Below are 25995 nucleotides of genomic sequence, written 5' to 3'. Positions count from 1 at the left end.
CGTGGGCGCGTATCTGCCGCGCTGGGTGCGGGGCTTGGGGCTGCGGCCGAGTTTGCGGCGTCGGGGGTTGGGGTGGTGGTTTGCGGGCTGCTGCCTGCGTCTGCGGCGGCGGGCGCGAGCGGGCCCCCGGGCGCGTCGGGTCGTGGGCGCGTATCTGCCGCGCTGGGTGCGGGGCTTGGGGCTGCGGCCGAGCCTGTGGCGTCGGGGGTTGGGGTGGTGGTTTGCGGGCTGCTGCCTGCGTCTGCGGCGGCGGGCGTGGCGGGGTCCGGGCCCGCGGTTGCCACGAGCCCGCAGCCCGCGTTCGCAGTTGCCGCGCCGGGCGCGCTGCTCGGGGCCGGGCCGCGCTCGGGGTCAGGGGTGGCGTATGCCTCGGCTTCGGGGGCGCTTGCGCCGGGGTGCGGGGTCATCGGGGGGTGGCCAGGTGGGTGGCGAGGGCGGTGAGGTCGTCGACCAGGTCCCAGCCGGCGCCGTCGAGGTCGATCTCGACGTCGTATTCGTCCTCGACCGCGTCGACCAGGCGCATCCGGGAGAGGGAGGACAGGCCCAGGTCGGACAGCGGGGTCGTGGCGGCGAGGGCGCGGGCGGCCGGGATCGCGCCGTCGGAGGACTCCGCGACGAGTTCGGCCAGGCGCTCCCTGATCGCCGTGAGGTGGTCGGGGGTGGTGTGGGTCATGGCGTTCCTTCCTGGGCGGTACCGGCGTGGCCGGCGCTACCGGCGTGGCCCGCGGTCTCGGCGAGCAGCCGGTCGGCCTCGGCGTCGGTGAGGCCGTCGAGTTCGGCGAGCAGCGCGTCCTCCAGGGCCCGGGCGACGCCCGCGACCGTGCCGTGGTCGAAGAGCGCCCTGATCGGCAGGTCGACCTCCGTGGCCGCGCGCAGCCGCGCGATGACCTTGACGGCGAGCAGCGAGTGCCCGCCGAGCGCGAAGAAGTCGTCCAGCGCGCCGATCTCCGCCGCGCCCAGCACCTCCGCGAAGACCTCCGCGACCAGCACCTCCGCGTCGGTGCGCGGCGCGACCGCCGCGGCGGACCGCTCGGGCGCGGGCAGCGCGGCACGGTCCAGCTTCCCGCCGGGCGTGAGCGGCAGCGCGTCCAGCTCGACCCACACCGCGGGCACGAGGTGCGGCGGCAGCGCGGCCCGCAGCTCCGCGGCCAACTCCTGCGCCGCGCCCACGGTGTAGCCGACCAGCGTCTCGCCGTGCACGGCGACCGCGCCCCGGCCGCCCATCCGCGCCTCGATCTCGCCGGGTTCGATCCGGAAGCCGCGCAACTTGACCTGGTCGTCGAGCCGTCCGAGGAATTCCAGCTGCCCGTCGCGCCGCAGCCGCGCCCGGTCGCCGGTGCGGTACACCCTCCCGTACCCGGCGACCTCGACGAACCGCTCGGCGGTCAACTCCGGCCGCCCGACGTAGCCTTCGGCGAGCCCGGCCCCGCCGATGCACAACTCCCCGGGCGAGCCCGGCGGTACGGCCTCCCCGTGCGGCCCGAGCAGCACCACCCGGGTCCCGCCGATGGGCCGCCCGATGGGCGGTTGCCCACCGCTCAGGTCGCCGCCCGGCGCGCTCGCGCCGCTCGCGCCGCTCGCGCCGGCCGCGCCGCCCGCGAGGGTCGCCGCCGTCGCGATGACCGTCGCCTCCGTCGGGCCGTACGTGTTGACCAGGCGCACCCGGTCGCCGAAGCGCGAGCGCCACCGCTCCACGGCCGCCGCGTGGACCTGCTCGCCGCCGAGGATGACCAGCCGCAGGCCCGCCGGCCACGGGACGTGGTCGATCTCGTCGACCAGGTGGTGCCAGTACGCCGTCGGCAGGTCCAGGACGGTCACCCCGTCCAGGTGCTCGGTGAGCGTCATCGCACCGTCCGGGAGCAGGTCGATGCGCGCGCCGGCCGCGAGCGCCGGGAAGATCTCCTCCACGTGCGTGTCGAAGCTCAGCGACGCGAACTGCACGACCCGGTCGCCGGGCCCGAGCCCGTACGCCTCCCGCATCCACGCCACCCGCGCGGCGAGCGCCCCGTGCCCGACTGCGACCCCCTTCGGCACTCCCGTCGAGCCCGACGTGTAGATGACGTACGCCGCGCTCGTCGCCGTCCCGCCCTCGCACGGCACCGCGCCCTCGGGCGTCAGCACGACCGACGCGCCGCTGTCGCGCGTCATGAACTCCAGTCGCGCCGCCGGGTATTCGGGGTCCAGCGGCAGATACGCGCTGCCTGCCCGCCATGCCGCGAGCATCCCGGCGACCGCGTCCACGGTCCGGCCGAGCCGGATGCCGACGACCCCGCCGCTCGGCAGCTCCGCCGCCAACTCCCGTACTCGCGCGTCCAGTTCCCGGTACGTCACGAGCCGGTCCGCGCACGACAGCGCGGCGGCGTCCGGCCGTTCCCGTACCACCGCGTCGAACTGCTCCAGCACCAGCGGGACTTCGCTGAGCGGCGGGCCCTCCAGCGCGGTGGTGTCGTCCGGGGTCAGGATCGGCACCGCCGAGAAGCGCGTGCCGGTGTGCTCGGGGAGCGCTCGCAGCAGGTTGCCGAAGCGCTCGGTGAGCCGTTCGACGGTGACCGCGTCGAAGAGCTCCGCGTCGTAGACGAACGTCAGCAGCAGCTCGCGCCCGTCCTCCCACGCCTCCAGCATCAGGTCGAACTTCGCCTGCTCGAAGCCGCCGTCGAAGTCGCCGGTCCGCAGCCCCGCGAAGGCGTCGGCGGCGTGGTCGGCGCCCTCGGTGTGCAGGATCGCCATGGTCTGGAAGAGCGGGGTACGCGACGGGTCGCGCACCACCTTCAGCTGCGCGGCCAACTCCTCGAAGGGGATGCCCTGGTGGGCGAACGCGCCGAGCACGTCGTCCCGCGTGGCGGCCAGCAGCTCGGCCATCGTCGGGTCGCCGGACAGGTCGCCGCGCAGCACCAGCACATCGGTGAGGTAGCCGATCGCGGGCTCCAGTTCGAGCCGGTCGCGGCCCGCGGTGACCGTGCCGACGAGGATGTCGGAGCCGCCGGTGTGCCGGGCGAGCACCGCCTGGTAGGCGGCGAGCAGCACCATGAAGAGCGTGCCGCGGTGCTCGCGCCCGAGCCGGGTGAGCGCGGCGGTCTCCCGCTCGTCCAGCCGCAGTGCGGTGAGCCCGCCGGTGCGCTTGGGCACGGCCGCGCGCGGGCGGTCCATGGGCAGGCCGAGCGGCGTGGGGTCGGCGAGCCGGTCCTGCCAGTAGCGCAGCGCCTGCGCCGGGTCCTGCGCGCGCTGCCATATCGCGATGTCCCCGAACTGCACGGGCAGCGGCGGGAGTTCACGTCCGCTGTAGAGCGCGGCGAGTTCGTCGTAGAGGATGTTGAGCGACCAGCCGTCGCCGAGGATGTGGTGCATCACCAGCAGCAGGACGTGCTCGTCGGGGCCGAGCCGGATCAGGCTCGCCCGCAGCGGCGGGGCCGCGCCGAGGTCGAGCGGGGTGTTGGTGCGGGCCGACACCAGTGCGGAGGCGGCCGGTTCGTCGGCCGCGTCCAGCAACTCCAGCGGCACCGGCGCCGGTTGCCCGACGACCGCGGCGGGCGCGCCGCCCACCTCGGGGAAGCGCGTGCGCAGGATCTCGTGCCGCGCGGTGACGCCGTCCAGCGCCCGGCGCAGGGCGGCCGTGTCGAGCGGGCCGCGCAGCCGCTTGGCCAGCCACATGTTGTACGAGGCGTCGTGCGGGTCGAGCCGGGCGAGGAACCACAGCCGCTCCTGCGCGAAGGACAGCGGCGCCTGCGTGCCCGGCAGGCGCGGCACCGGCGCGGAGACCGTGCCGGGCGCGGCGGCGTCCACCAGCCGCGCCAGGTCCTCGACGACGGGGTGCCGGAAGACGTCCCCCATGGGGATCGCGGCGCCGCTGCGGGCGCTGAGCCGCGCGGTGAGCATCGCGGCGCGCAGTGAGTGTCCGCCGAGCGCGAAGAAGTCGTCCCCGGCGTGGACGCCCTCGACCTCCAGCACCTCGGCGAAGACCTCCGCGACGAGCTTCTCGGCTGCCGTCCGCGGCGCCCTCCCCGCCCCGCCGCCGCCCGGCGCGTGCGCCGCCCCGGCGCGGGGCAGCGCCTTGCGGTCGACCTTGCCGTTGGGCGTGAGCGGCAGCGCGCCGAGCCGTACGTACGAGGTGGGCAGCATGTAGCCGGGGAGCAGCCCGGCGAGGTGGCCGCGCAGGCCGGCTGCCGCGTCGGCCTCGGGGACGGCCGGGTCCGCGGCCACGTAGAAGGCCACCAGATTCTCGTCCCGGACGGCGACGACGGCCTCGCGGACCAGCGGGCTGCGCTCCAGGGCGCCGGCGATCTCGCCCAACTCGATGCGGTGGCCGCGGAGTTTGACCTGGTCGTCGGAGCGGCCGAAGAACTCCAGTGTGCCGTCCGGGAGTCGGCGGACGACGTCGCCGGTGCGGTAGACGCGCTCGCCCGCGAGGTCCACGAAGCGCTCGGCGGTCAGCTCCGGGCGGCCGAGGTAGCCGTCGGCGACCCCCGCGCCGCCGATGAGCAGTTCGCCGGGGACGCCGACGGGGGCGGGGGAGCCGTGCGGGTCGAGGACGTGGCAGGTGGTGTTGGCGATCGGCGTGCCGATGCTGATGCGCCCGGGCGGCTCGGGCAGCGCCGGCACTTCCCACGCGGTGGACCAGATCGTGGTCTCCGTGGGCCCGTAGACGTTGACCAACCGGCTTACCCGCGCGCGCAGTTCGGCCGCAAGCCGGGGCGGCAGCGGCTCGCCGCCGGCCAGCGCGGTGACCGGCGGGAAGCCGCCGGTGAGCAGCAGCCGCCAGCCGGACGGCGTGGCCTGGACGTGCGTGACGCCCTCGTCCCTGATCAGCGCGGCCAGGCCCGCCGCGTCCCGCGCGGTCCGCGCGTCGGCGACGACGACCCGGCCGCCGGTGACCAGCGGCAGGTACAGCTCCAGGCCGGAGATGTCGAAGGAGAGCGAGGTGAGCGCGAGCCAGCGGTCCGCCGCCGAGCTGCCGAGCAGGGTGCGCATCGCCAGCAGGAAGTTCGCCAGCGCCCGGTGCGGCACCACCACGCCCTTGGGATTGCCGGTGGAGCCGGAGGTGTAGAGGACGTACGCGGTGTCGCCGGGCTGCGGACGCTCCCCGAACTCCGGCTCCGGCGTGGGCTCCTGCGCGTCGGGGCCGGTCAGCACGCCGTCCAGGTCCGGGTCGGTGAGGACGAGCGCCGCGCCGCAGTCCCGTACGACGTAGTCCACCCGGGCCTGCGGATACTCCGGGTCGATCGGTACGTACCCGGCGCCGGACATCGCGACGGCCAGCAGCGCCACCACCGTCTCGGCCCGCCGCGAGCCGATGACCGCCACCAACGCGCCCCGTCCGGCACCGCGTTGCCGCAGGCTCGCCGCGAACCGCTCGGCCGCGCCGACCAGTTGCCCGTAGGTGAGCACGGTCCGCCCCGCGACGAGGGCGACCGCGTCCGGCGTCTGCGCGGCCCGCTCGCGCACCAGGTCCACGAGGGTCACCGGCGGCAGCCCGGCGGCGGTGTCGTTCCATGACGCGATGAGCGCCCGCTCCTGCGGCGGCAGCAACTCCAGTGCGCCGACCGGACGTTCTGGTTCCGCTGTGGCGGAGCCGAGCAGACGCAGGAAGCGCGCCGCCATCGACACCGCCGTGCCGTGGTCGAAAAGGTCCGTGCTGTGGATGAGAGAGCCGACCATCCCGCCCTCCGGCTGCTCGTAAAGGTCGAGCGAGAGGTCCGTGCGCGCGGAGTGCCAGCCGAGCGGGAAGGGCTCGGCGGCGAGGCCGGGCACGGGCTCGGCGACGGTGCCGTGCGTGTGCAGCGCGAACATCGCCTGGTAGAGGGGCGTACGGCTCAGGTCGCGGTCCACGCCGAGCGCGCCGACCAGCTGCTCGAAGGGCACCTCGGGGTGCGCGAGCGCGGCCAGCACCTCGCGGCGGGTGGCCCGCAGCAGCTCGGTGAAGGAGGGGTCCGCGGACAGGTCGCAGCGCAGCACCATCGTGGTGGACAAGTACCCGATGACGCCTTCCAGTTCGGGCCGGCCGCGGCCGGCGGCCGGGGTGCCGACGCAGAAGCCGGCCTGCCCGCTGTGCCGGGCGAGCAGCACCTGCCACGCCGCGAGCAGCACCATGTACGGCGTGCAGCGCGCCCGCCGGGCCAACTCCCGTACCGCCTCGGCGAGTTCCACGGGCACCTCGAAGCGCACATCCGCGCCCTCGGTGCCGCGCTCGGCGGGGCGCGGCCGGTCGGTGGGCAGCTCCAGGTCGGGCGCTCCGCTCAGCCGGGCCACCCACCACGCCGGGTCCGGCTCGGCCCCCGGCGCCTGCGCGACGACGTCGGCGTACTGCAACGGGGCGTCGGGCAGCGGCAGTCCGGCGTAGTGGGCGGCGACCTCGTCGCGCAGCACGTTGAACGACCAGCCGTCGCTGTTGATGTGGTGGGTGACGACGCACAGCACATGGTCGTCCGCCCCGAGCCGCACGACGGTGACCCGCAGCGGCGGTGCGGCGGTCAGGTCGAAGGGCGTGTTGGCGCGGGCGGCGACGATCCGCTCGGCGTCCCGCGGCGATTCCGCTTGCACCACTTCGACGGTGACCGGCCGCGGGTCCTCGACGACCGCGCGGGGCTCGCCGCCCTCGGCGGTGAAGCGGGTGCGCAGCGCGCCGTGCCGGGCGGCGACCGCGGTGAAGGCCGCCGCGAGGGCGTCCACGTCCAGCGCGCCACGCAGCCGGTAGGCGTAACCGGCGTTGTGCGACGGGTCCTTGGGGTCGAACTGGTGCAGGAACCACAGGCGCTGCTGCCCGGCCGACAGCGGTCCGGTCTTCACAGATGTCTCCACGTGCGGTGCGGTGCGAAGGGGTGCGAGGGGGTGCGGGAGCGCAGCTGCGGGGCCGCGGGATGGCGGTCACGGGGCGGCTGTGACGCATGGTGCGGCGGAAGGTTTCGTAAACCTGGCCGACACATTCGAAAGGGTTGACGGTTCTGGGTGACGATGCCAGGGTGAGGCCCGCTCAGTCAATGAGCGAGTTTCGGGGGGATGTGCTCGCCGCCCGCGCGGTGTCGATCCCGTCCAAATCACCGGTTTCCGACCGGTGTTGTACCAGCGGTACCAGGGGGATCAGCACGTGGGCACGACCCTGTCCGAACTGCTGCGCATACGCGCGGAAGCGGAATCCGACCGCACTGCCTTGAAAGTTGCGGGGGCAGGAAACCTTACTTTCGAAAACTGGTGGCGGCGCTCCGACGCCGTCGCCGCCGGGCTGCTGCGCCGCGGTGTCGCCCACGGCGACCGGATCGGCCTGGTCTTCGGCAACGCCGACTGGATCGACTACGCCGTCGCCTTCTTCGGCGTCCTGAAGGCCGGCGCCGTCGCCGTACCGCTGTCCGACCAGCTCGCCGCCGCCGACCTCGACACCCGGCTCGCCCACTGCGGCGCCACGCTCGTCCTGCGCCCCGGCGAACTGCCCACCGCGGAACCGGAACCGGCAGGCGGGCTGCCGCAGCCCGCGGCCGGCGACCTCGCCCAGATCCTCTACACCTCCGGAACCACCGGGCGCCCCAAGGGCGTTGCCGCCAGCCACGCCAACCTCGGCTACGGATGGGGCGGCAGGCGGCGGCCGTTCGCACACTCGCAGACCCTCGCGCACGCCTTCCCCATCGGCACCAACGCCGGCCAGTGGATGCTCGCCAACGCCGTCGGCGCCCACCCCGCCGTGCTCACCCTCGGCCGCTTCACGCCCGGGCGCTTCGCCCGCATGATCGAGGAGCACCGCGCCGGCACCGTCTTCCTCGTCCCCACCATGGCCATCGAACTGCTCGCCGCCGGGGCCCACGTGAAGGCCGACCTGTCCAGCGTGCTGCTGCTCGGCTCCGCCGCCGCCCCGCTCCCGGCCCGGATCGCCGCCGAGCTCACCGCGGCCTTCCCGCGCGCCACGATCGCCAACTACTACACCTCCACCGAGGCCGCGCCCGCGCAGACCGTGATGCTCTACGACGCCGGCCGCCCCTCCAGCGTCGGCCGCCCCGCCTCCGGTGGCGCCGTCCGCATCGCCACCGCCGAGGGCGCACCGCTGCCGGCCGGCCAGACCGGCGAGGTGTGGATGCGCTCGCCCACCGCCAGCCGCCACTACTACGGCGACGAGGCCGCCTCCGGCAGCGTCTTCCGCGACGGCTGGATCCGCATGGGCGACCTCGGCCGCCTCGACGCCGACGGCTACCTCTACCTGGTCGACCGGGAGAGCGACATCGTCAAGTCCGGTGCGCACAAGGTCTCCACGCTGCACGTCGAGGAGGCCGTCTACGAGCACCCCGGCGTCGTCGAGGCCGCCGCCTTCGGCGTCCCGCACGACGCGCTCGGCACCGCGGTCGCCGTCGCCGTCGTCGGCGCCGCCGACCACACCGAGCTGCGCGCCTTCCTCAAGACCCGGCTGGCCCCCCACGAGCAGCCGCACCACCTGATCACGCTCGACGCCCTGCCCCGCAACCACGGCGGCAAGGTGGACAAGCGCGCCCTGCGAGAGGTCGTCCGATGAACCGCCAACTCTCCTTCACCCAGCATGGGATGTGGATCGCCGCCCGCATGGGCGCCGGCACCGCCTACCACATGCCGATCGTGATCGCCCTGGACGCCGCCCCGGACCGCGGCGCGCTCGCCAAGGCGTGCCGGGCCGTCGTCGAGCGGCATCCGCTGCTCGGCTGCGCGCTGGACGACACCGGCGGCGACCCGGTGCTGGTGCCCGCCGCGCAGCTCCCCGCGCTGGAGGAGGCCGGCAGCCTCGCCGAGGCCGTCACCCGGCCCTTCGACCTGCGCACCGGGCCGCTCGTGCGCTTCGCGCTGGTCGGCGAGGACACGCTGGTCGCCGTCGCCCACCACCTGGTCTTCGACGGCGCCTCCAAGGACGTCCTGGTCGCCGACCTCGCCGCCGCCTACGAGGGCGCCGTCCTGCCCGAGTCGGAGCCCGCCGACCACGCCGCCGAGCAGCGCGAGCGGGTCGCCGCACTGCTGCCCGAGGCGGCGGTCTTCTGGGCCGGGCGCCGGCACGAGGCCGCCGACACCGCGATCCCCGGCGGCTTCCTGCGCTCGCGCGGCGCCGCCGCCGCAGACGTCCTCGAACTGCCGCTGGGCATCCCGGAGATCGAGGGCCTGACGCCCTTCGAGGTGCTGGTCGCCGCCGTCCACACCCTGCTCGCCTCCTACGGCAACCCCGAGGTCGTCACCGCGCTGGACCTCAGCACCCGCACCCCGCGCGAGGCCGGGCACATCGGCCCGTACGTCAACGAACTCCCGCTGGCCTCCCGGCCGTCGGGCAGCACGCCCTTCGCCGACTTCGCCGCGGCCCTGCGCGCCGAACTGCGCGAGGTCTACCGCTACCGCGAGGTCCCGCTGGCCCGCGCGGTGCCGGGGCTCCGGCCGCACACCGCGCTCGCCCCGGTGTCGATCAGCTACCGGCGGCTGCCGCAGGGCCGCAGCCCGCTGGGCGAGGTGAGCTGGCTGGCTTTCAACCACAGCGTGCGCGGCGCCCTGCAACTCCAGGTCGCACACGGCCCGGACGGCGCCCTCGCCAGCCTGCGCTACGACCCGCTCGAACTGCCCGCCGCCGGGCGCCTGGTGGACGACCTCACGCGGCTGCTCACCGCGATCGCGGCCGGACCGCGGCGCCGGCTCGCCGACCTCGTCGACTTCGCCGCCCCGGTGGAACCACCGCCCGCCGCAGCCGCGACGGTGCCAACTCCCGCGCCCGCGGCCCAGGATGCCGAGGACGACGCGCTCGCCGCGGCCGACCCGCTGGTCGCGCAGGTCCGGGAGATCTGGGAGCAGGTGCTGGAGCAGTCGCCGATCGGCCTGCACGACGACATCTTCGACCTCGGCGGCCACTCGCTCACCATCACCCGGATCATCGCCCGTATGCAGGAGCAACTGGGCCTGGAGATCGGCCTGGACGACTTCTTCGACCACTCCACCGTCGCCGGTGTCGTTGCGGTGGTCCGCCGGTGAGCGTCTCGATCTGGGAGCGCTCCCACGCGTCGGGCCAGGTCAGCGCGGTCGGCCCGTCCGACGACGACCTCACCCAGCTGCTCACCATCCGCGCCTTCGAGCGCAAGCTCCTCGACCTCTTCGAGCGCGGCATGCTCAACGGCACGACCCACACCTGCCTCGGCCAGGAGTACGTACCCGTCGCCCTCGAACCGCTGCTGCGGCCCGCCGACCACGTCTTCAGCAACCACCGCGGCCACGGCCACTACCTTGCCCGGCACCGCGACCCCGAGGGCTTGCTCGCCGAGATCATGGGCCGCCGCGGGGCAGTCTGCGGCGGGGTCGGCGGCAGCCAGCACATCCGGCGCGACCGGTATCTGTCCACCGGCGTCCAGGGCGAGAGCCTGCCGGTTGCCTGCGGTGTCACCCTGCACCTCAAGCGCGCCGAACCCGGCGCCCTGGCCTGCGTCTACATCGGCGACGGCACCTTCGGCGAGGGCGGCGTCTACGAGGCACTGAACCTCGCCGCGCTGTGGCAACTGCCGCTGCTGGTCGTCGTGGAGAACAACGGCATCGCCCAATCCACCCCCACCGCACGCAACATGGCCGGCACCATCGCCGGCCGCGCCGCCGCGTTCGGCATCGCCCACCTCCGCACCGACTCCGTCGACCTCGACGCGATCCGTACGCTGCTCGCGCCCGCGGTCGCCGCCGTACGGCAAGGACGGCCGCTCGTCGCGGAGTTCGCCACCCACCGGCTCGGCCCGCACAGCAAGGGCGACGACACCCGCGGCGCCGAGGAGATCGCCGCCGCGCACGCCGCCGACTGGTACCCGCGCTACGCCGCCGCCGACCCCGAGCGGTTCGCCCGGCTCGACGCCGCCGCCCGGGCCCGTATCGACGCGGTCGCCGCGGACGTCACCGGGAGGGAGCCGGCATGAGGGTCGCGGAGAACCTGAACGCCGCACTGCACGGCCTCATGGAGCACGATCCGACCGTGCACCTGCTCGGCGAGGACGTCGCCGACCCGTACGGCGGCGCCTTCAAGATCACCCGGGGGCTGTCCACCCGCTTCCCCGAGCGGGTGCTGACCACGCCGATCAGCGAGAACGCGATCACCGGCGTGGCGGCCGGGCTCGCGCTCGCCGGGGACGGGGCGGTCGTCGAGATGATGTTCGGCGACTTCGCGGCGCTGGCCTTCGACCAGTTGGTCAACTTCGCCGCCAAGTCCGTCTCCATGTACGGCTCCAGGGTGCCGATGCGGATGGTGCTGCGCTGCCCCGTCGGCGGTGGGCGCGGCTACGGGCCCACGCACAGCCAGAGCCTCCAGAAGCATTTCGTCGGCGTGCCCGGGCTCGCGCTCTACGAGACCTCGCCCTTCCGCGACAACGCCGAGGTCTTCGCGGAGATGCTGCAACGGGCCGAGCCCTGCGTGCTGTTCGAGGACAAGGTCCTCTACACCCGGGCGATGTACGAGGTGGAGCCGCCGTTCGCGCTGCGCGCGCAAGGAGCGGTGGCGGAGGTGTCGCTGCCCGGGGAGCGGCCGGACTGCGTGGTCGTCGCCGGCGGCGGGGTCGCGCACCGGGTGCTGGCCGCGATGCGCACGCTGCTGGTCGAGGAGGACGTGCTCTGCACGCTGCTCGTGCCCTCCCGGCTGTATCCGGTGGAGCTCGAACTGCCGGAGGTGGACCGGGTGTTCGTCGTCGAGGAGGGCACGGCGGGCGGCACGTGGGGTGCGGAGGTCGCCCATGTCCTGCACACCCGGCACTGGTCCCGCCTCTCCGGCCCCGTCACCCTGATCCACTCCGCCGACTCCGTCATCCCCACCGCCGCCCACCTCGAACGCGACGTCCTCGTCGGCGCGGAGGCCGTCCACCGCACGATCCTGGAGACCCTCCGTGCCTGACCTCCTCGTCCCGAAGCTCAACAACAACGACACCGAGTACGTCCTGACGGACTGGCTCGTCCCCGACGCGACGCCGGTCGCCGCGGGCGACCCGGTGGCGGTCGTGGAGACGTCCAAGGCCGCCGAGGAGCTGGAGGCGACCGCGGCCGGCGTTCTGCACCACCGCCTGCCGGCGGGCGCCCGCTGCCGGCCGGGCGCGTCGATCGCCGCGATCGGCCCCGCGGGTGCCGAGGCCGGACCGCCGCCGGCCGGCGCTCCGCCCGAGCCGGGGCCGGGGCCCGCCGCCGAGGGCGGCCCGCTGGTCACCCGCCCGGCCCGGCAGCTCATCGCCGAACTGGGCGTCACCCCGGCCGAGGTCGCCGCCCTCGGCAGGACCGTCGTCCGCCGCGAGCACATCGCCGCCCTGCGCCCCGCCGAGGCCGCGCCCGCCGTGGCGTCGCCGGACGACAGCGCCGAGGCCGCGCCCGGTGGCGTGCGCGTACCGCTCGGGCGGGTGCAGCAGGGGGTCGCGCGGGCCGTGGCGCTGTCGCATCGGACGATCCCCGCCGCGTACACCGTCGTGCGGATGGACCTCGGGCCCGCGCTCGCCCACGGGGCCCGGGTCACCCGCGAGGTGCGGCGGCCGGTGGGGCTCGCGGAGCTGTTCGTACGGGAAGTCGCCCTGCTCCAGCCGGAGTTCCCGCGCTTCTTCGCCGCCGTGGACGGCGACACCGCCCTGCTCGCGGACGTCCCGCACATCGGGGTCACCGTGGACCTCGGGGAGGGGCTGTACGTGCCCTGCGTGCGGGACGCCGCCGAGCGGAGCCTCGGGGAGATCGCGACGCAGCTCATGAAGTACCGACTCGCCGCGACCAGCGGCACGTTCAGCGAGAGCGACCTCGGCGGGGCCAATTTCGTCGTCACTTTGCACACCGACGCCGACGTCGTGCTCGCGGTGCCGTTCGTGCTGCCGGGCACCGTGTGCGCGCTCGCCGTGACCTCGCCGCCGGACGGGGCGCCGGCGAACATCGGGCTCGCCTATGACCACCGGTTGATCAACGGGCGGGACGCGACGCGGTTCCTGCACGCACTCAAGACCTCCATGGAAGGGCTCGCCTGATGTCGGCCGTCGAACTGTCCGAGGCGAAGCGGGAATTGCTCAGGCGCCGGCTCAGCGGCCGGCGCGAGGCGCCCGGGATCCCGGTACGGCCCGCGGACGCGCCCGCCGTACTCGCGCCCGCGCAGGAGCCGTTGTGGTTCATGGAGCAGTACATGCCGGGCACGGCCACGTACACGATCGCGCTGGCCGTACGGCTGCGCGGCCCGCTGGACGTCCCCCGGCTGGAAGCGGCCCTCGCCGAACTGCCGCGCCGCCACGACGCGTTGCGGCACCGCTTCCCCGCTGACGGCGAGGGCCACCCCGCGGTGCACGTCCTGCCCGACGTGCGGGTGCCGCTCGCCCGGGGCGCCGCGGCGAGCGACGAGCAGACGCGGGCGCTCATCGACACGGAGTGCGGCATCCCGCTGGACCCGGCGGAGGGCCCGCTGCTGCGGGCCCTGCTCGTCGAGCGCCTGGACGCCGGAAGCGCGGACCCGGCGGGCGGCTCGGACCGGGCGGGCGGGCCGCACCCGGCGGGCGGCGCGAACCCGGTGGGCGGTCCGCACCCGGCGGCTGGCCCGCACGCGGCTGACGGCCCGGATCGCGCGGAGTCCGCCGACACCGCCGACGCCGCCGACATCGCCGACGCCCCCGGCGAGCACGTCCTCGCGCTGCTGGTGCACCACCTCGTGGCCGACGGGCAGTCCGCGCAGGTGCTGGTACGCGACCTGGTCGCCCTCTACCGCGGCGAGGCCGGCCCCGCGCCCGCCGTGCGGTTCGGCGACATCGCCGCCTGGCAGCGCGAGCGCACCCTGGAGCGCGAGAGCGCCTACTGGCTGCGGCAGCTCGCCGGCCTGCCGCGGCTGGACCTCACCACCGACCTGCCCCGGCCGGCCCGGCAGCGCTTCGAGGGCGCCTCCCACGTCCACCTCCTCGACGCCGAACTCACCGCCGCCCTCGACGAGTTGGGCCGCACCCACGGCACGACCCGGTTCATGACCGTGCTCGCCGGCTTCCAGACGCTGCTCTCCCGCACCACCGGCCGACGCGAGTTCGGCGTCGGCACCCCGGTCGCGGGCCGCACCCGGCCCGAATACGAGGGCGTCGTCGGCATGTTCGTCAACACCCTCGTCCTGCGCGCCGAGTTGGCCGACGACCCGACTTTCGCCCAACTCCTCGCCCGCACACGCGATGTCGTCATCGACGCCCTGGACCACCAGGAACTGTCCTTCGCCCGGCTCGTGGAGGAGCTGAACGTCCCGCGCGACCCGAGCCGGCAGCCGCTCGTCGACGCGCTCTTCTCCCTGCACGACTTCCCCGCCGCCACCGGCGCGGACGGCGGCGCCGAGCTCACCGTCGAGGACTTCCCGCTGCTGCCCGGCGCCTCCCGGCACGACCTGGAGCTCTATGTCGTCCCGGCCGGCGAGGGCGGCCTGGCCTGCACGTTCACCTACAAGACGGCGCTCTTCGAGCCGGCCACGATCGCACGCATGGCCCGCCACCTGGAGACGCTGCTGCGCTCCGCCGTCGCCGCCCCCGGCACCGCCGTGAGCCGGCTGCCGATGCTGGACGACGCCGAAACCGCCCTGCTGGCCGGCTGGAACGCCACCGCCGCCGACTTCCCCGCGACCGCGACCCTGCACGGCCTGGTCGCCGAGCAGATCGCCCGCACCCCGGACGCGCCCGCCGTCACCTTCGGCGCCGACACCCTCACGTACGCCGCACTCGACGCCCGCGCCAACCGCATCGCCCACCGCCTGCTCGCCGAAGGCGTCGGCCCCGGCGCGCTCGTCGCCGTGTGCGCTGAGCGCTGCCTCGACCTGCCGGCGGCCCTGCTCGGCGTGCTCAGGACCGGCGCCGCCTACGTACCGCTCGACCCCGAATACCCGGCCGAGCGCCTGGAGTTCATGCTCCAGGACGCCGAGGCTCCGGTCGTCCTCACCCAGCGGCGGCTGCTCGAAGGCACCGCGCAGGGCGCGCTCGGCGACACCGCCGGCACCGCCACCGCGCTCGCCGGCACCACCGCGACCGTGCTCGCCCTCGACGACCCCGCCGTATGGGCGGACCAGCCGGAGACGGCCCCCGCGCCCGCCGGGGAGCCCGGCGGCCCCGCGTACATGATCTACACCTCGGGCTCGACCGGCCGCCCCAAGGGCGTGCCCAACTCCCACCGCGGCATCGTCAACCGGCTGGACTGGATGCAGAAGCGGTACCGACTGGACGCCGCCGACGCGGTGTTGCAGAAGACGCCGGCCGGATTCGACGTCTCCGTCTGGGAGTTCTTCTGGCCGCTGCTCGCCGGCGCCCGCCTCGTCCTCGCCGAACCCGGCGGCCACCGCGACCCCGGCCACCTGCGTACCCTCATCGCCGAACAGGCCGTCACCACCGCGCATTTCGTGCCGTCCATGCTGGGCCTGTTCCTGTCCGGCGAGGACCCCGCCGCCGGCTGCGCGAGCCTGCGCCGCATCATCTGCAGCGGCGAGGAACTGCCCGTGGACCTCGCCGCCCGCTGCCTGCGCACCCTCCCCGGCACCGAACTGCACAACCTGTACGGCCCCACCGAGGCCGCCATCGACGTCTCGTCCTGGCAGTGCACGCCCGGCACGCTCGCCGGCCGCGCCCGCGTCCCCATCGGGCACCCGATCCAGAACGTCACCCTGGACATCCTCGACGAGCACGGCGAGCCCGTACCGGTCGGCGTCCCCGGCGAGTTGCACATCGGCGGGGCCGCCGTTGCGCTCGGCTACCACAAGCGCCCCGAGCTGACCGCGGAGCGCTTCGCCGGCGGCCGGTACCGCACCGGCGACGCCGCCCGCCGGCTGCCCGACGGCAGCATCGAATTCCTCGGCCGGCTCGACAACCAGGTCAAGCTGCGCGGCCTGCGCATCGAACTCGGCGAGATCGAGGCCGCGTTGCGCGAGCGGACCGGCGCCCGCGAGGCGGCCGTCGTCGTCAGCACCGACCAGCGGCTGATCGCCTACCTCGTCGCAGGACCCGAGGGACCCGACGACCCCGCCACCGCCCGCGACGCCGTCCGCGGCACCCTGCCCGACTACATGGTCCCCGCGCACGTCATCGCCCTCGACGCCCTCCCGCTCACCCCCAACGGCAAGCTGGACCGCAAGGCGCTGCCCGAGCCCGAGGTCACCACCGCCGCCTACCGCGCACCGGTCACCGAGACCGAGCAGGCCGTCGCCGCGGTGTGGGCGGAGGTCCTGGAGGCCGAACGCATCGGCCTGGACGACGACTTCTTCGACCTCGGCGGCCATTCGCTGCTCGCTATCCAGGTCGTGGCGAAGCTGCGCACCGCGCTCCCGGCCGGCGGCCGGCCGGTCGGCCTGGTCGACATGTTCTCCTGCCGCACCGTCGCCGAACTCGCCGCCTTCGCCTCCGAGGCCGCCCCCGAGGGCCCGCGCGCCCTCCTCCAGCGCCTCACCCCGCGCCGCCCGGCCACCGTCAGCTACGTCTGCGTCCCCTACGGCTCCGGCAGCGCGATCGTCTACCAGCCGCTCGCCGACCGGCTCCCCAAGGACCAGGCCCTCTACGCCCTGTCCATCCCCGGCAACGACATCGGCCTGGACGAGGAGCCGATGGAGTTCGATGAGTTGGCCGCCCGCACCACCGAGGAAATCCTCGCCATCGAGGGCCCGTTGGTGATCTACGGCCACTGCGGCGTCGGCGCCGCGCTCGCCGTCGAGCTGGCGCGGCGGGTCGAGGCGGCCGGCCGCCGCGTCGAGGCCTGCTACATCGGCGCGATCTTCCCCTTCGCCCAACCGGCGGGCCTGTGGCGGAAGTTGACCCGGCCGGACTTCTTCGAGCGGCTGCGCAGCAGCCAGAGCGACCTGGACTCGCTCAAGGCGCGCGGTGTCGACCTCGACGAGCTGGAGCCGGCCGTCGCCGACCGCATCATCCGTACGATGCGGCACGACTCCAAGGCCGCGGAGGAGTATTTCACCAGGCTCTTCGACCAGCCCGACCGCCGTAAGCTCTACGCCCCGATCATCTCGGTCATCGGCGAGCGCGACCCGGCGACGCAGATGTACCAGGAGCGCTTCAAGGAGTGGCGGGCCTTCACCGACACCTCCGCGCTCGTCGTCCTGGACGAGGGCGGCCACTTCTTCCTCCGCTACCGCGCCGAGGAGTTGGCGACCGTCCTGACCACCCACACCCGGCTCGGCGACCCCCCGCCACGTAAGGAATCCGACACATGGTGGGTCGAGGACGTCGCCACGCCGGAGTCGGAGGCGGCGGCCAAGGCCGAGGCGGTCTCGCGGGTGCGGCCGAGCATGGGGCGCTTCCTCACCATCGCCAGCGGCCAGCAGATCTCGCTCATCGGCTCGGCCCTGACCGGCTGGGCGCTGCCGCTCACCGTGCTGGTGGACCACAAGTCCCTCGCGCAGTTCTCCCTCATCGCGGTGCTCAACCTCGCCGGCCTGCTCATCTCCCCGCTCGCCGGCGCGATCGTCGACCGCGGCGACCGGCGGCGCGTCATGCTCGCCGCGGACGCCGCCTCCGGCGTGATCGAGGCGGTCCTCGCGGCGCTCATCCTCACCGGCGGCGTCCACGTGTGGCAGATCTACCTGCTGGTCACGGCGCTGTCGATCAGCACGACCTTCCAGCGCCTCGCGTACGGCTCGGCGGTGCCGCAGCTGGTGCCCAAGCAGTACCTGGGCCACGCCATCGGCGTCACGCAGATGACCAACGGCGTCGCCCAGCTCGTCGTGCCGCTGATCGCGGCGGGCCTGCTGAGCGTCATCGGGCTCGGCGGCATCGTCATGATCGACGTCATCAGCTACGTCTTCGCCGTCGCCGTCGTGCTGCTGGTCCGCTTCCCCGACACGCTGCCGTGGCGGCCCCGCGAGCCGCTGACCACGGAGATCGCCAAGGGCTTCAGCTACACCTGGCACGACCGCGGGCTGCGCTCGGTGCTGGCCTTCTTCGCCGTGCTCAACCTCTTCCTGTCGCCGCTGCTGCTGCTCGTCTCGCCGCTCGTGCTGTCCTTCGCCTCGCTCGGCGACGTCGGCCGGATCTCGGTCGTCAGCGGGCTCGGCATCATGCTGGGCGGTACGACGATGGCGCTGTGGGGCGGGCCGCGCGCGATGCGCTTCCGGGCGGTGCTCGGCACGACGCTGTGCATGGCCGGCGGCGGGGTGCTGGTGAGCCTGCGGCCGTCGCTGTGGCTGATCGGGGCGGGCGCGTTCGCGCTGACGTACTTCCTGACGATCATGAACTCCGTCTACACGACGATCGTGCAGCTCAAGGTGCCGTACCGCTACCACGGGCGGGTCTTCGCGCTCAACACGCTGGTCGCGTGGTCGACGCTGCCGATCGGGATGGGCGTGATCGCGCCCTTCGGGTCCGAGCTGTTCGACCGGCTGCTCACCCGGCACGGGGCGCTCGCCTCGACCGCCGGGCATGTGGTCGGGACGGGGCCGGGGCGGGGTGTCGCGTTCATGTTCCTGGTGTGCTCGGTGGGCATGGTGCTGGTCGTGGCGGGCGCGCTGCGGATCAGGCGGCTCGCGCGGTTCGACACGGACATGCCGGACGCGGTGCCGGACGATCTGCTCGGGATGGAGGCGCTGGCCTCGCGCCGGGAGGCGGCGCCGGCGGCTCCGGAGGCGGCATCGGAGGCTGTTTCGGAGGCGGCCCCGGAGGCGGCTCCGGCTCCGGTGGGCTGAGGTCGTGGGCCTTGTGCCGCCGGGCCGGGGCGGGATTGTCGGACCCCCGTGCGAGGATGTGGGCGTACGGGAAGTTCACGGTCGTTAACGTCGGCGCGGGAGGCGGGTCCGGTGAGTGGTACGGGTGAGGTGCGGTACGGCGAGTTCGTGCGGGTCGAGCGGCACGGGGCCCGGGTGGCCGAGCTCGTGCTGGACCGGCCGCGCGCGATGAACGCGGTGTCGGCGGCGATGGCCGGGTCGATCGCGGCGGCGTGCGCGGCGCTCGCCGCGGACCGTACGGTGAGCGTCACCGTCGTCAGCTCGTCGGCGGAGAAGGCCTTCTGCGTCGGGGCCGACCTCAAGGAGCGCAACGCGCTCTCCGACGCCGAGCTGGGCCGGCAGCGCCCGCTGGCCCGGGCGGCGTACACGGGCGTGCTGGACCTGCCGATGCCGACGGTGGCCGCGGTCCACGGCTACGCGCTCGGCGGCGGGTACGAGCTGGCGCTCGCGTGCGACGTGATCGTGGCGGACGGCACGGCGGTGGTGGGCCTGCCCGAGGTGTCGGTGGGCGTCATCCCGGGCGGCGGCGGCACGCAGCTGCTGCCCCGCCGGGTCGGCGCCGCCCGCGCCGCCGAGCTGGTATTCACCGCCCGCCGGGTCGAGGCCGCGGAGGCGGCGTCCCTCGGCATGATCGACGTCCTGACGCCCCCGGGCACCCCGGCCCGCACCGGCGCGCTGGAGCTGGCCGCCCGGATAGCGGCGAACTCACCCGTCGGCCTGCGCGCCGCCAAACGCGCCCTCCGCCTGGGCCACGGCCTCGACCTCCGCGCCGGCCTCGACGTCGAGGACGCCGCCTGGCGCACGGTCGCCTTCTCCGCCGACCGCGCGGAGGGCGTCGCGGCCTTCAACGCCAAGCGCACACCTGACTGGCCGGGTGAGTAGCCCTCTGCGGGCTGCGGGCTGCGGGCTGCGGGCTGCGGGCGCCGGGCGGCGGCTCGGCCTGCGGTCGGGCCCGGCCAGTCGGCGGCCGGTCCTGGCAGGCGCCGGAGGCTGCCGGCGGGTCCGGCTCGGGCGGCTGCCCGGCGTGCGGCCGGGTGCGGTTCGCCCCTGCTCAGGGCGCGCGACGCGCGCATCGCGGCCGTTCGGCCTATCCCGGCGTCGTGACCGCGGGCGGGCTCCCTAACCTGGGGGGATGGAGGACGGGACGGCCGATCGACGGCTCGCGGCGGTCGTCGAGCTGGCGCAGGCGCTGGCGACGGCGCAGACACCGCAGGACGCCGCTCGCGCGGGGGCGCGGCGCGCACGGCTGGCGATGGGCGGGTCGTTCGCGGCGGTATCCGCGTGGGAGCGGGAGACCGGGCGGCTGCGCGTCCTGGTCAACGACGGCGACCTCGCGCCCGGCGAGGAACCGGAGCCGGCCGACGAGTCGTACAGCGTGCACGACTTCCCGGAGATCGCGGAGTTCCTGCACGGCACCTGGGCCCGCGGCGGCGAACCGCACGCGTGGGTCGAGACCGCGCAGGGCACCGGCGCGTCACCCGGCGGGAGCAGCTGGGGCCGGGCGGCGGCGCTGCGCCGGCGCGGGCGCGGCTCGTGCGTCGTGGCGCCGCTGGTGCTGCACGGCAGGGCGTGGGGCGAGGTGTACGTGGCGCGCGGCCACGGAGAGCCGCCCTTCGCCCGGCGCGACGCCGACTTCGCGACGGTGCTGGCCGCGGTCATCGCCTCCGGCATCGCGCAGACCGAGCGCCTGGCGGAGGTGCAGCGCCTGGCGTTCACCGACCCGCTCACCGGCCTCGGCAACCGCCGGGCGGTCGACCAGCGGCTGGACGAGGCGCTGGAGCGCCACCGCACCGATGGCTCGCCCGTCAGCCTCGTGGTCTGCGACCTCAACGGCCTGAAGAAGGTCAACGACCGCTACGGCCACGCGGTCGGCGACCGCCTGCTGGAACGGTTCGGCTCCCTGCTGTCGCTGTGCGGCGCGATGCTCCCCGGCAGCCTGGCGGCCCGCCTCGGCGGCGACGAGTTCTGCATCGTGGCGGTGGGCAGCCCGGCGGACGAGGTCGTGCACGCGGCGGCCGAGCTGTGCCGCCGCGCGGCGAAACTCGACGTCGGCGAGGGCGTCGCCTGCGGAGTCGCCTCCACGGCGGACCCGATCGGCCCCGTGCGCTCCGCCCGCCGCCTCTTCCGCCTCGCCGACGCCGCGCAATACCGCGCGAAGGCCCTGCGCTCCCCGACCCCCGTCGTCGCCGGCCGCGAGGGCCCGGAAGACCCCGTCCTCCACCTGGCCGACGCCCCACCCCCGACCGACCCCACCGAACGCCGCCACATCCGCGGCCAACACCCGTAACCCCCCTCACCCCCTGCCCCCACCGGCGCCCGCCGTCCCACCGGCGCCCGCCGTCCCACCGGAGCCGGCCGGGTCCGGAGCCGCCGCGGGCCCGGCCCGGCAGGAGCCCCTTCGCCGTACGGTCAGCGCAGCTCGCCGATCGCCTTGGCCACCAGAGCGCGTGCCTCCGCTCCGTAGACGGCCTGCTGCTGCAGCGCGCCGAACGCCTTCAGGTAGACACCCACCTCGTCCGGCGCGGTGATCTTCACCGAGGCGGACAACGGCTCGTGATCCACCCGGACGTCGTCGAAGACCGTGAACGACTCGACCGCCCACATCGTCCGCGGCGACGCCGACGGGATGATCCCCAGCGACACGGCCGGCAGGTCCATCGCGGACAGCAGCGCCCCCAACTGGCTCGCCATCACGCTGAAGTCCCCGAGCCGGTACCCCAGCACCGCCTCTTCGAGGACTATCGCGAAGCGATGGTGCCCTTCACGGATGATCCGGGACCTGTCCACCCGCGCCGCGACCGCGTCCGCGACGTCGTCGGGCAGACCCCGGAACGTGGCGATCGACCGCAGCAGCGCGGTCGCGTAGCCGGGCGTCTGGAGGAACCCCGGCACGACGTTGGAGCAGTACACCTTGAACAGGCGGGTCCGCTCGAACAGGTTCGCGTTGGCGGTCTGGAGCTGCTTCAGGCCCGTGCGCTGCAGACGCCGCCACTGCACGTACAAGGAGTCGGCGGCTCGGTTCGCCGCGATGAGTGAGGGCGCCTGGGCGTCGGCGCCGCAGGCGCGGCACCACTGGCGGACGTCCTCGTCGGAGGGCGCGGTGCGGGCGTTCTCGATCCGCCCGCTCTTCGCTTCGCTCCACCCGCACCGAGCCGCGACCTCCCGCTTGGTGATGCCGGCGTCGAGGCGGATCTCACGCAGGCGCTCCGCGAGACGCCGGCGGGCGGCTTGGACGCTGGTGGACGGGGAGGTCGGCGGCATGGTGCCTATTGTGTGCTCGTCCGCTACTCGATCTCGAAGTCCTCGTGGGGGACGGCTCGTTCCCAGACCCTCTCGAACGCCGCCGCGCTCAAGGCCACGACGCCCGGGTCGTCGGTGAACTCCTCGCCCACGTAGGCGCCGTCGCCGCCGAAGTCGCTGTACCGCACGACCTGGTCGTCGAAGACCCAGAAGTCACGGCCGGGCATGAGCAGGCTGCCGGTCTCCCGGCGCGGCAGCCACCGCACCTGCTCGCCGGCCCGCACGTTCGCCTCCGTGACGTAGTGCTCCCACCGGATGTACTCCGACACCGGCTCGCACACCACCCGCGCGCGGCGGACCCGCACACCGCGGCCCACGGCATCGGCGATGTCCTGGTGGAACGGGCGCCACCACGAGGCCCGGTCCGCCCAGTCCACCCGCTGCCCCTGCCGCCATGCCTCGAAGCGGGGGTTGCTGTAGTAGACGTCCCGCATCTCCAGGTGGACGGCCGACCGGGTGGCCCCGGCCAGCAGCTCCTCAAACGTCCAGGCCCTCGGCTGCATCGCACGCCTTCCTCAGAATGTGCACCATCCGCAACGGGATCCGGACGACCGCCTCGTCGTCGGGAAGCGGCCCAGTTGAGCGCACCTTCTCGTTGAGCGCGTCCCCGGCCTTCCAGCCCTGGAAGACGAACTCCCGCCGTTCCTCCTCGATCCATACCCGAGGGCAGTTCTTCTCGTCGGTGTCCGGATCGATGCCGATGAAGCGTAGCTCCATGTTCCCCTCCAATACGCCGTGGCTTACACGTACTTGCACCAAGTTCAGGTCTGCGGGTGGGGGCGGCAAGGGCGCACTGCGGGCGCACGGATGGCTGAGCAAGTCGCGTGCAAGTCGGTGCTAGTTGCTGGCGCGGGGGCACAGGCGATTCCTAGCGTCGAGGGTGCGGTCTTCCCGGGCCTTTCTCGGGCCCTTCGCGGGCCCTTCGCGGATCCGCAGTGCCACACCGGGCCCGGCAAGGGGCCGACGCCCCACTCGACGTCGGGGGGAGGTGACCTCCGTGAGCGCATTTGCGGCAGATCCGGGCGACGACGACCCGACCCCGCCGGCCGACGAGCCGGACTGCGGCGGCGGCGACGGCTGCGGCAGGCAGTAGCAGGCACCACCCGATCGGGGCCGGCCCCCGTAGGGGCGCCGGTCCCACCTCCCGGAGGACGGACATGACGCAGCACTGGCACGCGTACACGTACACCGGACCCGGGCGTCCGAGGGATGCGGACGCCCGGGACCCCGCCGTCGCGGCGCCGCCGCTCGTCATCGCCGAGTGGCCGGACAAGCCGCGCTCGATGCTCGTCGGGCAGTTCGCCGATCGTGAGGCGGCGGCGTCATGGCTGGAGCAGGAGGTGGCGAGGACGCCGCCGATGCCGACCGCGCTGCCGGCCGAGTCGCTGGTCGCGTACGCGCGGACGCGGCTGGCTCAGGACCCGGCCGACGTGGTGACGCGCTATTACACGGCGAGCAGCTACGTCTGCCGGGACTTGGTGCTGTGCACCGGCCGATGCCCGGCATCGCCCGCCGAATAGCCGGCGGTGGCCACCGCCGGGCCACTGTCAGGGTTCCTTGACAGTGCCCGCCCTGTCAGGGCATCCTGACACGCATGGGAGCTGAGGACACACCGGCCTCGCTGGCCGGGCAGGTCACCGCGAAGGACCCCGACGTGGGGCTGCGGGCTGTCGTCGCGTTGCGGCGGCTGCTGGAGGAGCTGGAGCGGCTGCACGTCGACAACGCCCGTGACCAGGGGTGGTCATGGCAGAGCATCGCCACCGCGCTGAACATCAGCCGGCAGTCGGTGCACGAGAAGCACGCGAGCAGGCGCAAAGCCACGGGCAAGGAGGAGTAGAGGTGTTCGAGTTCTTCACCGACCGGGCGAGGCGCGCGGTGGTGCTGTCGCAGGACGAGGCGATCGCCCTCGGGCACGACTTCATCGGGACCGAGCACCTCCTGCTCGGCCTCATCGGCACCGACCGGAGCACCGCCGGGGACGTGCTGCGCGAGCAGGGCGTCGAGCTTGCCCGGGCCAGGGCGGAGACCGTACGGATCCTGGAGGCCGCGGGCATCGCGGCGACCGGCGGGCAGCCCGCGAAGGACGCGCTGTCGTCCCTCGGCATCGACGTCGAGGAGATCCGGCGCCGCGCCGACGACACCTTCGGCCCCGGCGCCTTCCAATACCCCCGCCCCGCCTACACCCCGCACGCCAAGAAGGCCCTGGAGCAGACCCTCCGCGAGGCCCGCGCACTGGGCCACGAGAAGTTCGGCACCGAGCACATCCTGCTCGGCCTGCTGTCGGCCGGCGAAGGCCGCGGCCTCCAGGTCCTTACCGCCCTGGACGTCGCCCCCGCCACCCTCCGCGAGGCGATCCTCACCCGCCTGGCGGAACAGCCCTAGACCGGCGGCAGCGTCAGGACCGCCCCCCCGGGCCGGCCGAGGTCCCGTAGCCGGCCGGTTTTCCGATGAGGTGCACACACCGCAGTGCACACACCTCAGTGCGGCACGAGGCTCGTAACTGCGCGGCATCGAGTCGCATGGGCTGGACTCTCCGCTCGAAGGAGTCGTGCCGATCCGTCGGCCCTGGTATCAGGTGACGATCAGCATGTGTGCCTTGCCGCCGTTGTGGAAGTCCACGCCGAGGCCGGGGTTCATAGGCGGGGTCTCCCGGGCGGAGTACGCGTACGTCCTGGCGACCTCGGGGTTACCGGAGTTGTTCAGCAGCGCTGCCAGGTACAGCTCGGCACGCTGCGGACTGGGCTTGCCGCCCTCGTAGAGCTCAGGAACCGCCACCTGGGACGGAGGCTCTGCCGTGACCGGCGCCTCCGGCTCGCAGAAGTTCTCCCCTGGGGGCGGCACGGCCGTGAGGGATACGTGGATCACCGCGCCCGTGCCGAACTCCACTCGCACACCGTAAGGTCGCGTCGTCCCCTCCTGCCAGGGCTCGGCGGCGGCTACTTCGCCGCCCCTCCGGAAGGCCGTGATCGCGAACTCCTGGAAGCGTGCGGGTCGCATCGCTGCTGGTCCTTTCCTCGGCGAGCAGCCGCTCGCGCTCGGCTCATGCTGGGGCGACGGGCTCGTCGGATTGCCAGGTGTGCGGGCCCGGGTGGGCGGTGAAGTGGCCGCAGGCGGTGCGGTCGGGGGAGAGGGCGGGGCAGTCGGGGCGGAGCTGGAAGGTGTCCGGCGGGGTGCCGTGCCGCCAGCGCGCCCAGAGGGCTCCGGGGACCTCCGGCGGGAAGTGGTCGTACACCACGGCGTAGTGCTCGTCACCGTTGTGCGCCGCCCCGAGGGCGCAGACCAACTCGTCCGCGATCAACCGCCGGTCGGCGGTGGGGTAGGTCTGGAGCACTTCGGTCCGGAGGGCGAGCGGCAGGAAGGCGGACGCCTCGCACAGCTCTCCTGTGGTCGTGGCGGGCATGACGGTCGGTCAACTCCTATGACGTGAGAAGGCTGAGCAGGACGCCCAGGGCGAGAAAGGACCCGGCGAGGAGGCAGAGGTAGAGGGCGCCCGCGTGGCGCCCGAGCGTTCGCAGCAGCCTCACCGCGCCACCTCGCCCCACACCGCCTTGCCCGTGGCGCCGAGTACGGTCCCCCACCGCCGCGCGGTGCACGCGTCGACGAGCAGCAGCCCGCGCCCCCGCTCGGCGTCCGCACCGCCGCCGCTGTCCCTGACCGGCACGTGCGCGGTGTCCGAGTCGTGCACTTCGATCCGTACGCCGCACCCGTCCGCGAGCCGGCTGAAGCGCGTACTCACCACCGGGTCGGGCCCGTGCGCGTGCGCCAGGGCGTTGGACAGCAGCTCCGTGAGGACCAGCACGCAGTCGTCCGCCAGGTCGGCCAGGCCCCAGCCGCGTAACGCCTCCCGGAGCTGCCGCCGTGCCGCCGGCACCGAGGACGGGAACGGGTCCCAGCGGTACGTCACCGCCTCCGCGGGGGCCGGTCCAAAAACTCTGCCCATTCCCTTGGGCGCTGACGGCATGCCGTGCTCGGCCACGGTTCCTTCCTTCGCGTACTTCGCAGTCGTTTTGGTCACCACGACGCCCTGACCTCGCTACCTTGGGTCTCGCTGTCCGTACTGCGATCGT

At 74.3% G+C, this 25995-nt stretch carries 19 protein-coding genes and 1 pseudogene; 12 read left to right on the top strand and 8 right to left on the bottom strand.

What is annotated here, in order from left to right:
* Positions 1 to 403: 403 nt before the first annotated feature.
* The gene (locus HCN08_RS04410; RefSeq protein ID WP_167981503.1) at positions 404 to 673 is read right to left on the bottom strand and encodes a phosphopantetheine-binding protein; all 270 of its coding nucleotides are present in this window, start codon (positions 671 to 673) and stop codon (positions 404 to 406) included.
* Entirely contained in the window at positions 670 to 6780 is a 6111-nt protein-coding gene (locus tag HCN08_RS04405; protein ID WP_167981502.1) for a non-ribosomal peptide synthetase, read from the bottom strand. Before HCN08_RS04405 ends, HCN08_RS04410 begins: the two co-directional genes overlap by 4 nt.
* A 298-nt stretch (positions 6781 to 7078) precedes the next feature.
* Between HCN08_RS04405 and HCN08_RS04400 the strand changes: the two genes are divergently transcribed.
* From HCN08_RS04400 to HCN08_RS04365, 8 genes are all read left to right on the top strand, one after another.
* On the top strand, positions 7079 to 8485 hold the full coding sequence (locus tag HCN08_RS04400) for a class I adenylate-forming enzyme family protein (protein WP_167981501.1): 1407 nt from the start codon (positions 7079 to 7081) through the stop codon (positions 8483 to 8485).
* Positions 8482 to 9948: a condensation domain-containing protein gene (locus HCN08_RS04395; protein ID WP_167981500.1), complete on the top strand. Its 1467-nt coding sequence runs from the start codon at positions 8482 to 8484 to the stop codon at positions 9946 to 9948. The genes HCN08_RS04400 and HCN08_RS04395 overlap by 4 nt, the downstream gene beginning before the upstream one ends.
* On the top strand, positions 9945 to 10868 hold the full coding sequence (locus tag HCN08_RS04390; protein WP_322974220.1) for a thiamine pyrophosphate-dependent dehydrogenase E1 component subunit alpha: 924 nt from the start codon (positions 9945 to 9947) through the stop codon (positions 10866 to 10868). The genes HCN08_RS04395 and HCN08_RS04390 overlap by 4 nt, the downstream gene beginning before the upstream one ends.
* The gene (locus HCN08_RS04385) at positions 10865 to 11833 is read left to right on the top strand and encodes an alpha-ketoacid dehydrogenase subunit beta (protein WP_167981499.1); all 969 of its coding nucleotides are present in this window, start codon (positions 10865 to 10867) and stop codon (positions 11831 to 11833) included. The genes HCN08_RS04390 and HCN08_RS04385 overlap by 4 nt, the downstream gene beginning before the upstream one ends.
* A complete protein-coding gene (locus tag HCN08_RS04380) occupies positions 11826 to 12932 on the top strand; it encodes a 2-oxo acid dehydrogenase subunit E2 (protein ID WP_167981498.1) in 1107 nt (368 codons plus the stop codon). Before HCN08_RS04385 ends, HCN08_RS04380 begins: the two co-directional genes overlap by 8 nt.
* On the top strand, positions 12932 to 18589 hold the full coding sequence (locus tag HCN08_RS04375) for a non-ribosomal peptide synthetase/MFS transporter (RefSeq protein ID WP_167981497.1): 5658 nt from the start codon (positions 12932 to 12934) through the stop codon (positions 18587 to 18589). Before HCN08_RS04380 ends, HCN08_RS04375 begins: the two co-directional genes overlap by 1 nt.
* A gap of 111 nt (positions 18590 to 18700) precedes the next feature.
* A complete protein-coding gene (locus HCN08_RS04370; protein ID WP_167981496.1) occupies positions 18701 to 19510 on the top strand; it encodes an enoyl-CoA hydratase-related protein in 810 nt (269 codons plus the stop codon).
* A 250-nt stretch (positions 19511 to 19760) separates the two neighbouring features.
* Positions 19761 to 20915, top strand: a complete 1155-nt coding sequence (locus HCN08_RS04365) for a GGDEF domain-containing protein (protein WP_167981495.1) — start codon at positions 19761 to 19763, stop codon at positions 20913 to 20915.
* 122 nt (positions 20916 to 21037) lie between these two features.
* Here the strand turns inward: HCN08_RS04365 and HCN08_RS04360 are convergent, their stop codons facing one another.
* Genes HCN08_RS04360 through HCN08_RS04350 form a run of 3 tightly spaced genes read right to left on the bottom strand, consistent with a single transcriptional unit; the run spans position 21038 to position 22645 of the window.
* The gene (locus HCN08_RS04360) at positions 21038 to 21889 is read right to left on the bottom strand and encodes a helix-turn-helix domain-containing protein (RefSeq protein ID WP_167981494.1); all 852 of its coding nucleotides are present in this window, start codon (positions 21887 to 21889) and stop codon (positions 21038 to 21040) included.
* Positions 21890 to 21912: 23 nt separating this feature from the next.
* Complete coding sequence (locus HCN08_RS04355; RefSeq protein ID WP_167981493.1) at positions 21913 to 22431, bottom strand: DUF6879 family protein; 519 nt, start codon at positions 22429 to 22431, stop codon at positions 21913 to 21915.
* Positions 22406 to 22645, bottom strand: a complete 240-nt coding sequence (locus HCN08_RS04350; protein WP_167981492.1) for a hypothetical protein — start codon at positions 22643 to 22645, stop codon at positions 22406 to 22408. Before HCN08_RS04350 ends, HCN08_RS04355 begins: the two co-directional genes overlap by 26 nt.
* Positions 22646 to 23085: 440 nt before the next feature.
* On the opposite strand from HCN08_RS04350, the gene HCN08_RS04345 reads away from it, so the two are divergent.
* From HCN08_RS04345 to HCN08_RS36855, 4 genes and pseudogenes are all read left to right on the top strand, one after another.
* Entirely contained in the window at positions 23086 to 23448 is a 363-nt protein-coding gene (locus HCN08_RS04345; RefSeq protein ID WP_167981491.1) for a hypothetical protein, read from the top strand.
* Between the two features lie 74 nt (positions 23449 to 23522).
* Positions 23523 to 23765 (top strand): hypothetical protein, encoded by a 243-nt coding sequence (locus HCN08_RS04340; RefSeq protein WP_167981490.1) that lies wholly within the window; start codon positions 23523 to 23525, stop codon positions 23763 to 23765.
* Between the two features lie 2 nt (positions 23766 to 23767).
* A pseudogene (locus tag HCN08_RS35045) lies at positions 23768 to 23908 on the top strand (Clp protease N-terminal domain-containing protein); the annotation flags it as partial.
* The gene (locus tag HCN08_RS36855) at positions 23909 to 24310 is read left to right on the top strand and encodes a Clp protease N-terminal domain-containing protein (RefSeq protein ID WP_407648679.1); all 402 of its coding nucleotides are present in this window, start codon (positions 23909 to 23911) and stop codon (positions 24308 to 24310) included. It begins immediately after the preceding pseudogene.
* Positions 24311 to 24499: 189 nt separating this feature from the next.
* Here HCN08_RS36855 and HCN08_RS04330 read toward each other — a convergent pair whose 3' ends face one another.
* The 3 genes from HCN08_RS04330 to HCN08_RS04320 form a co-directional block, all read right to left on the bottom strand.
* The gene (locus HCN08_RS04330) at positions 24500 to 24925 is read right to left on the bottom strand and encodes a hypothetical protein (RefSeq protein ID WP_167981488.1); all 426 of its coding nucleotides are present in this window, start codon (positions 24923 to 24925) and stop codon (positions 24500 to 24502) included.
* Positions 24926 to 24968: 43 nt separating this feature from the next.
* A complete protein-coding gene (locus HCN08_RS04325; RefSeq protein WP_167981487.1) occupies positions 24969 to 25328 on the bottom strand; it encodes a hypothetical protein in 360 nt (119 codons plus the stop codon).
* Between the two features lie 120 nt (positions 25329 to 25448).
* Entirely contained in the window at positions 25449 to 25943 is a 495-nt protein-coding gene (locus tag HCN08_RS04320; protein WP_167981486.1) for an ATP-binding protein, read from the bottom strand.
* Between the last annotated feature and the right edge of the window lie 52 nt (positions 25944 to 25995).

The organism is Actinacidiphila epipremni, from assembly GCF_012034175.1.
In the GTDB taxonomy this organism is placed as follows: Bacteria; Actinomycetota; Actinomycetes; order Streptomycetales; family Streptomycetaceae; genus Actinacidiphila; species Actinacidiphila epipremni.
Note: the sequence above shows the minus strand (reverse complement) of the source record. Positions and strands in the feature narration are given on the sequence as shown.

What these genes read in the sequence shown, in the direction of transcription:
- HCN08_RS04355 (WP_167981493.1), bottom strand. Translation starts at nt 22,431, where the DNA reads ATGCAGCCGAGGGCCTGGACGTTTGAGGAGCTGCTGGCCGGGGCCACC.
- HCN08_RS04340 (WP_167981490.1), top strand. Translation starts at nt 23,523, where the DNA reads ATGGGAGCTGAGGACACACCGGCCTCGCTGGCCGGGCAGGTCACCGCG.
- HCN08_RS04345 (WP_167981491.1), top strand. Translation starts at nt 23,086, where the DNA reads ATGACGCAGCACTGGCACGCGTACACGTACACCGGACCCGGGCGTCCG.
- HCN08_RS04330 (WP_167981488.1), bottom strand. Translation starts at nt 24,925, where the DNA reads ATGCGACCCGCACGCTTCCAGGAGTTCGCGATCACGGCCTTCCGGAGG.
- HCN08_RS04350 (WP_167981492.1), bottom strand. Translation starts at nt 22,645, where the DNA reads ATGGAGCTACGCTTCATCGGCATCGATCCGGACACCGACGAGAAGAAC.
- HCN08_RS04385 (WP_167981499.1), top strand. Translation starts at nt 10,865, where the DNA reads ATGAGGGTCGCGGAGAACCTGAACGCCGCACTGCACGGCCTCATGGAG.
- HCN08_RS04375 (WP_167981497.1), top strand. Translation starts at nt 12,932, where the DNA reads ATGTCGGCCGTCGAACTGTCCGAGGCGAAGCGGGAATTGCTCAGGCGC.
- HCN08_RS04325 (WP_167981487.1), bottom strand. Translation starts at nt 25,328, where the DNA reads ATGCCCGCCACGACCACAGGAGAGCTGTGCGAGGCGTCCGCCTTCCTG.
- HCN08_RS04410 (WP_167981503.1), bottom strand. Translation starts at nt 673, where the DNA reads ATGACCCACACCACCCCCGACCACCTCACGGCGATCAGGGAGCGCCTG.
- HCN08_RS04395 (WP_167981500.1), top strand. Translation starts at nt 8,482, where the DNA reads ATGAACCGCCAACTCTCCTTCACCCAGCATGGGATGTGGATCGCCGCC.
- HCN08_RS04365 (WP_167981495.1), top strand. Translation starts at nt 19,761, where the DNA reads ATGGAGGACGGGACGGCCGATCGACGGCTCGCGGCGGTCGTCGAGCTG.
- HCN08_RS04360 (WP_167981494.1), bottom strand. Translation starts at nt 21,889, where the DNA reads ATGCCGCCGACCTCCCCGTCCACCAGCGTCCAAGCCGCCCGCCGGCGT.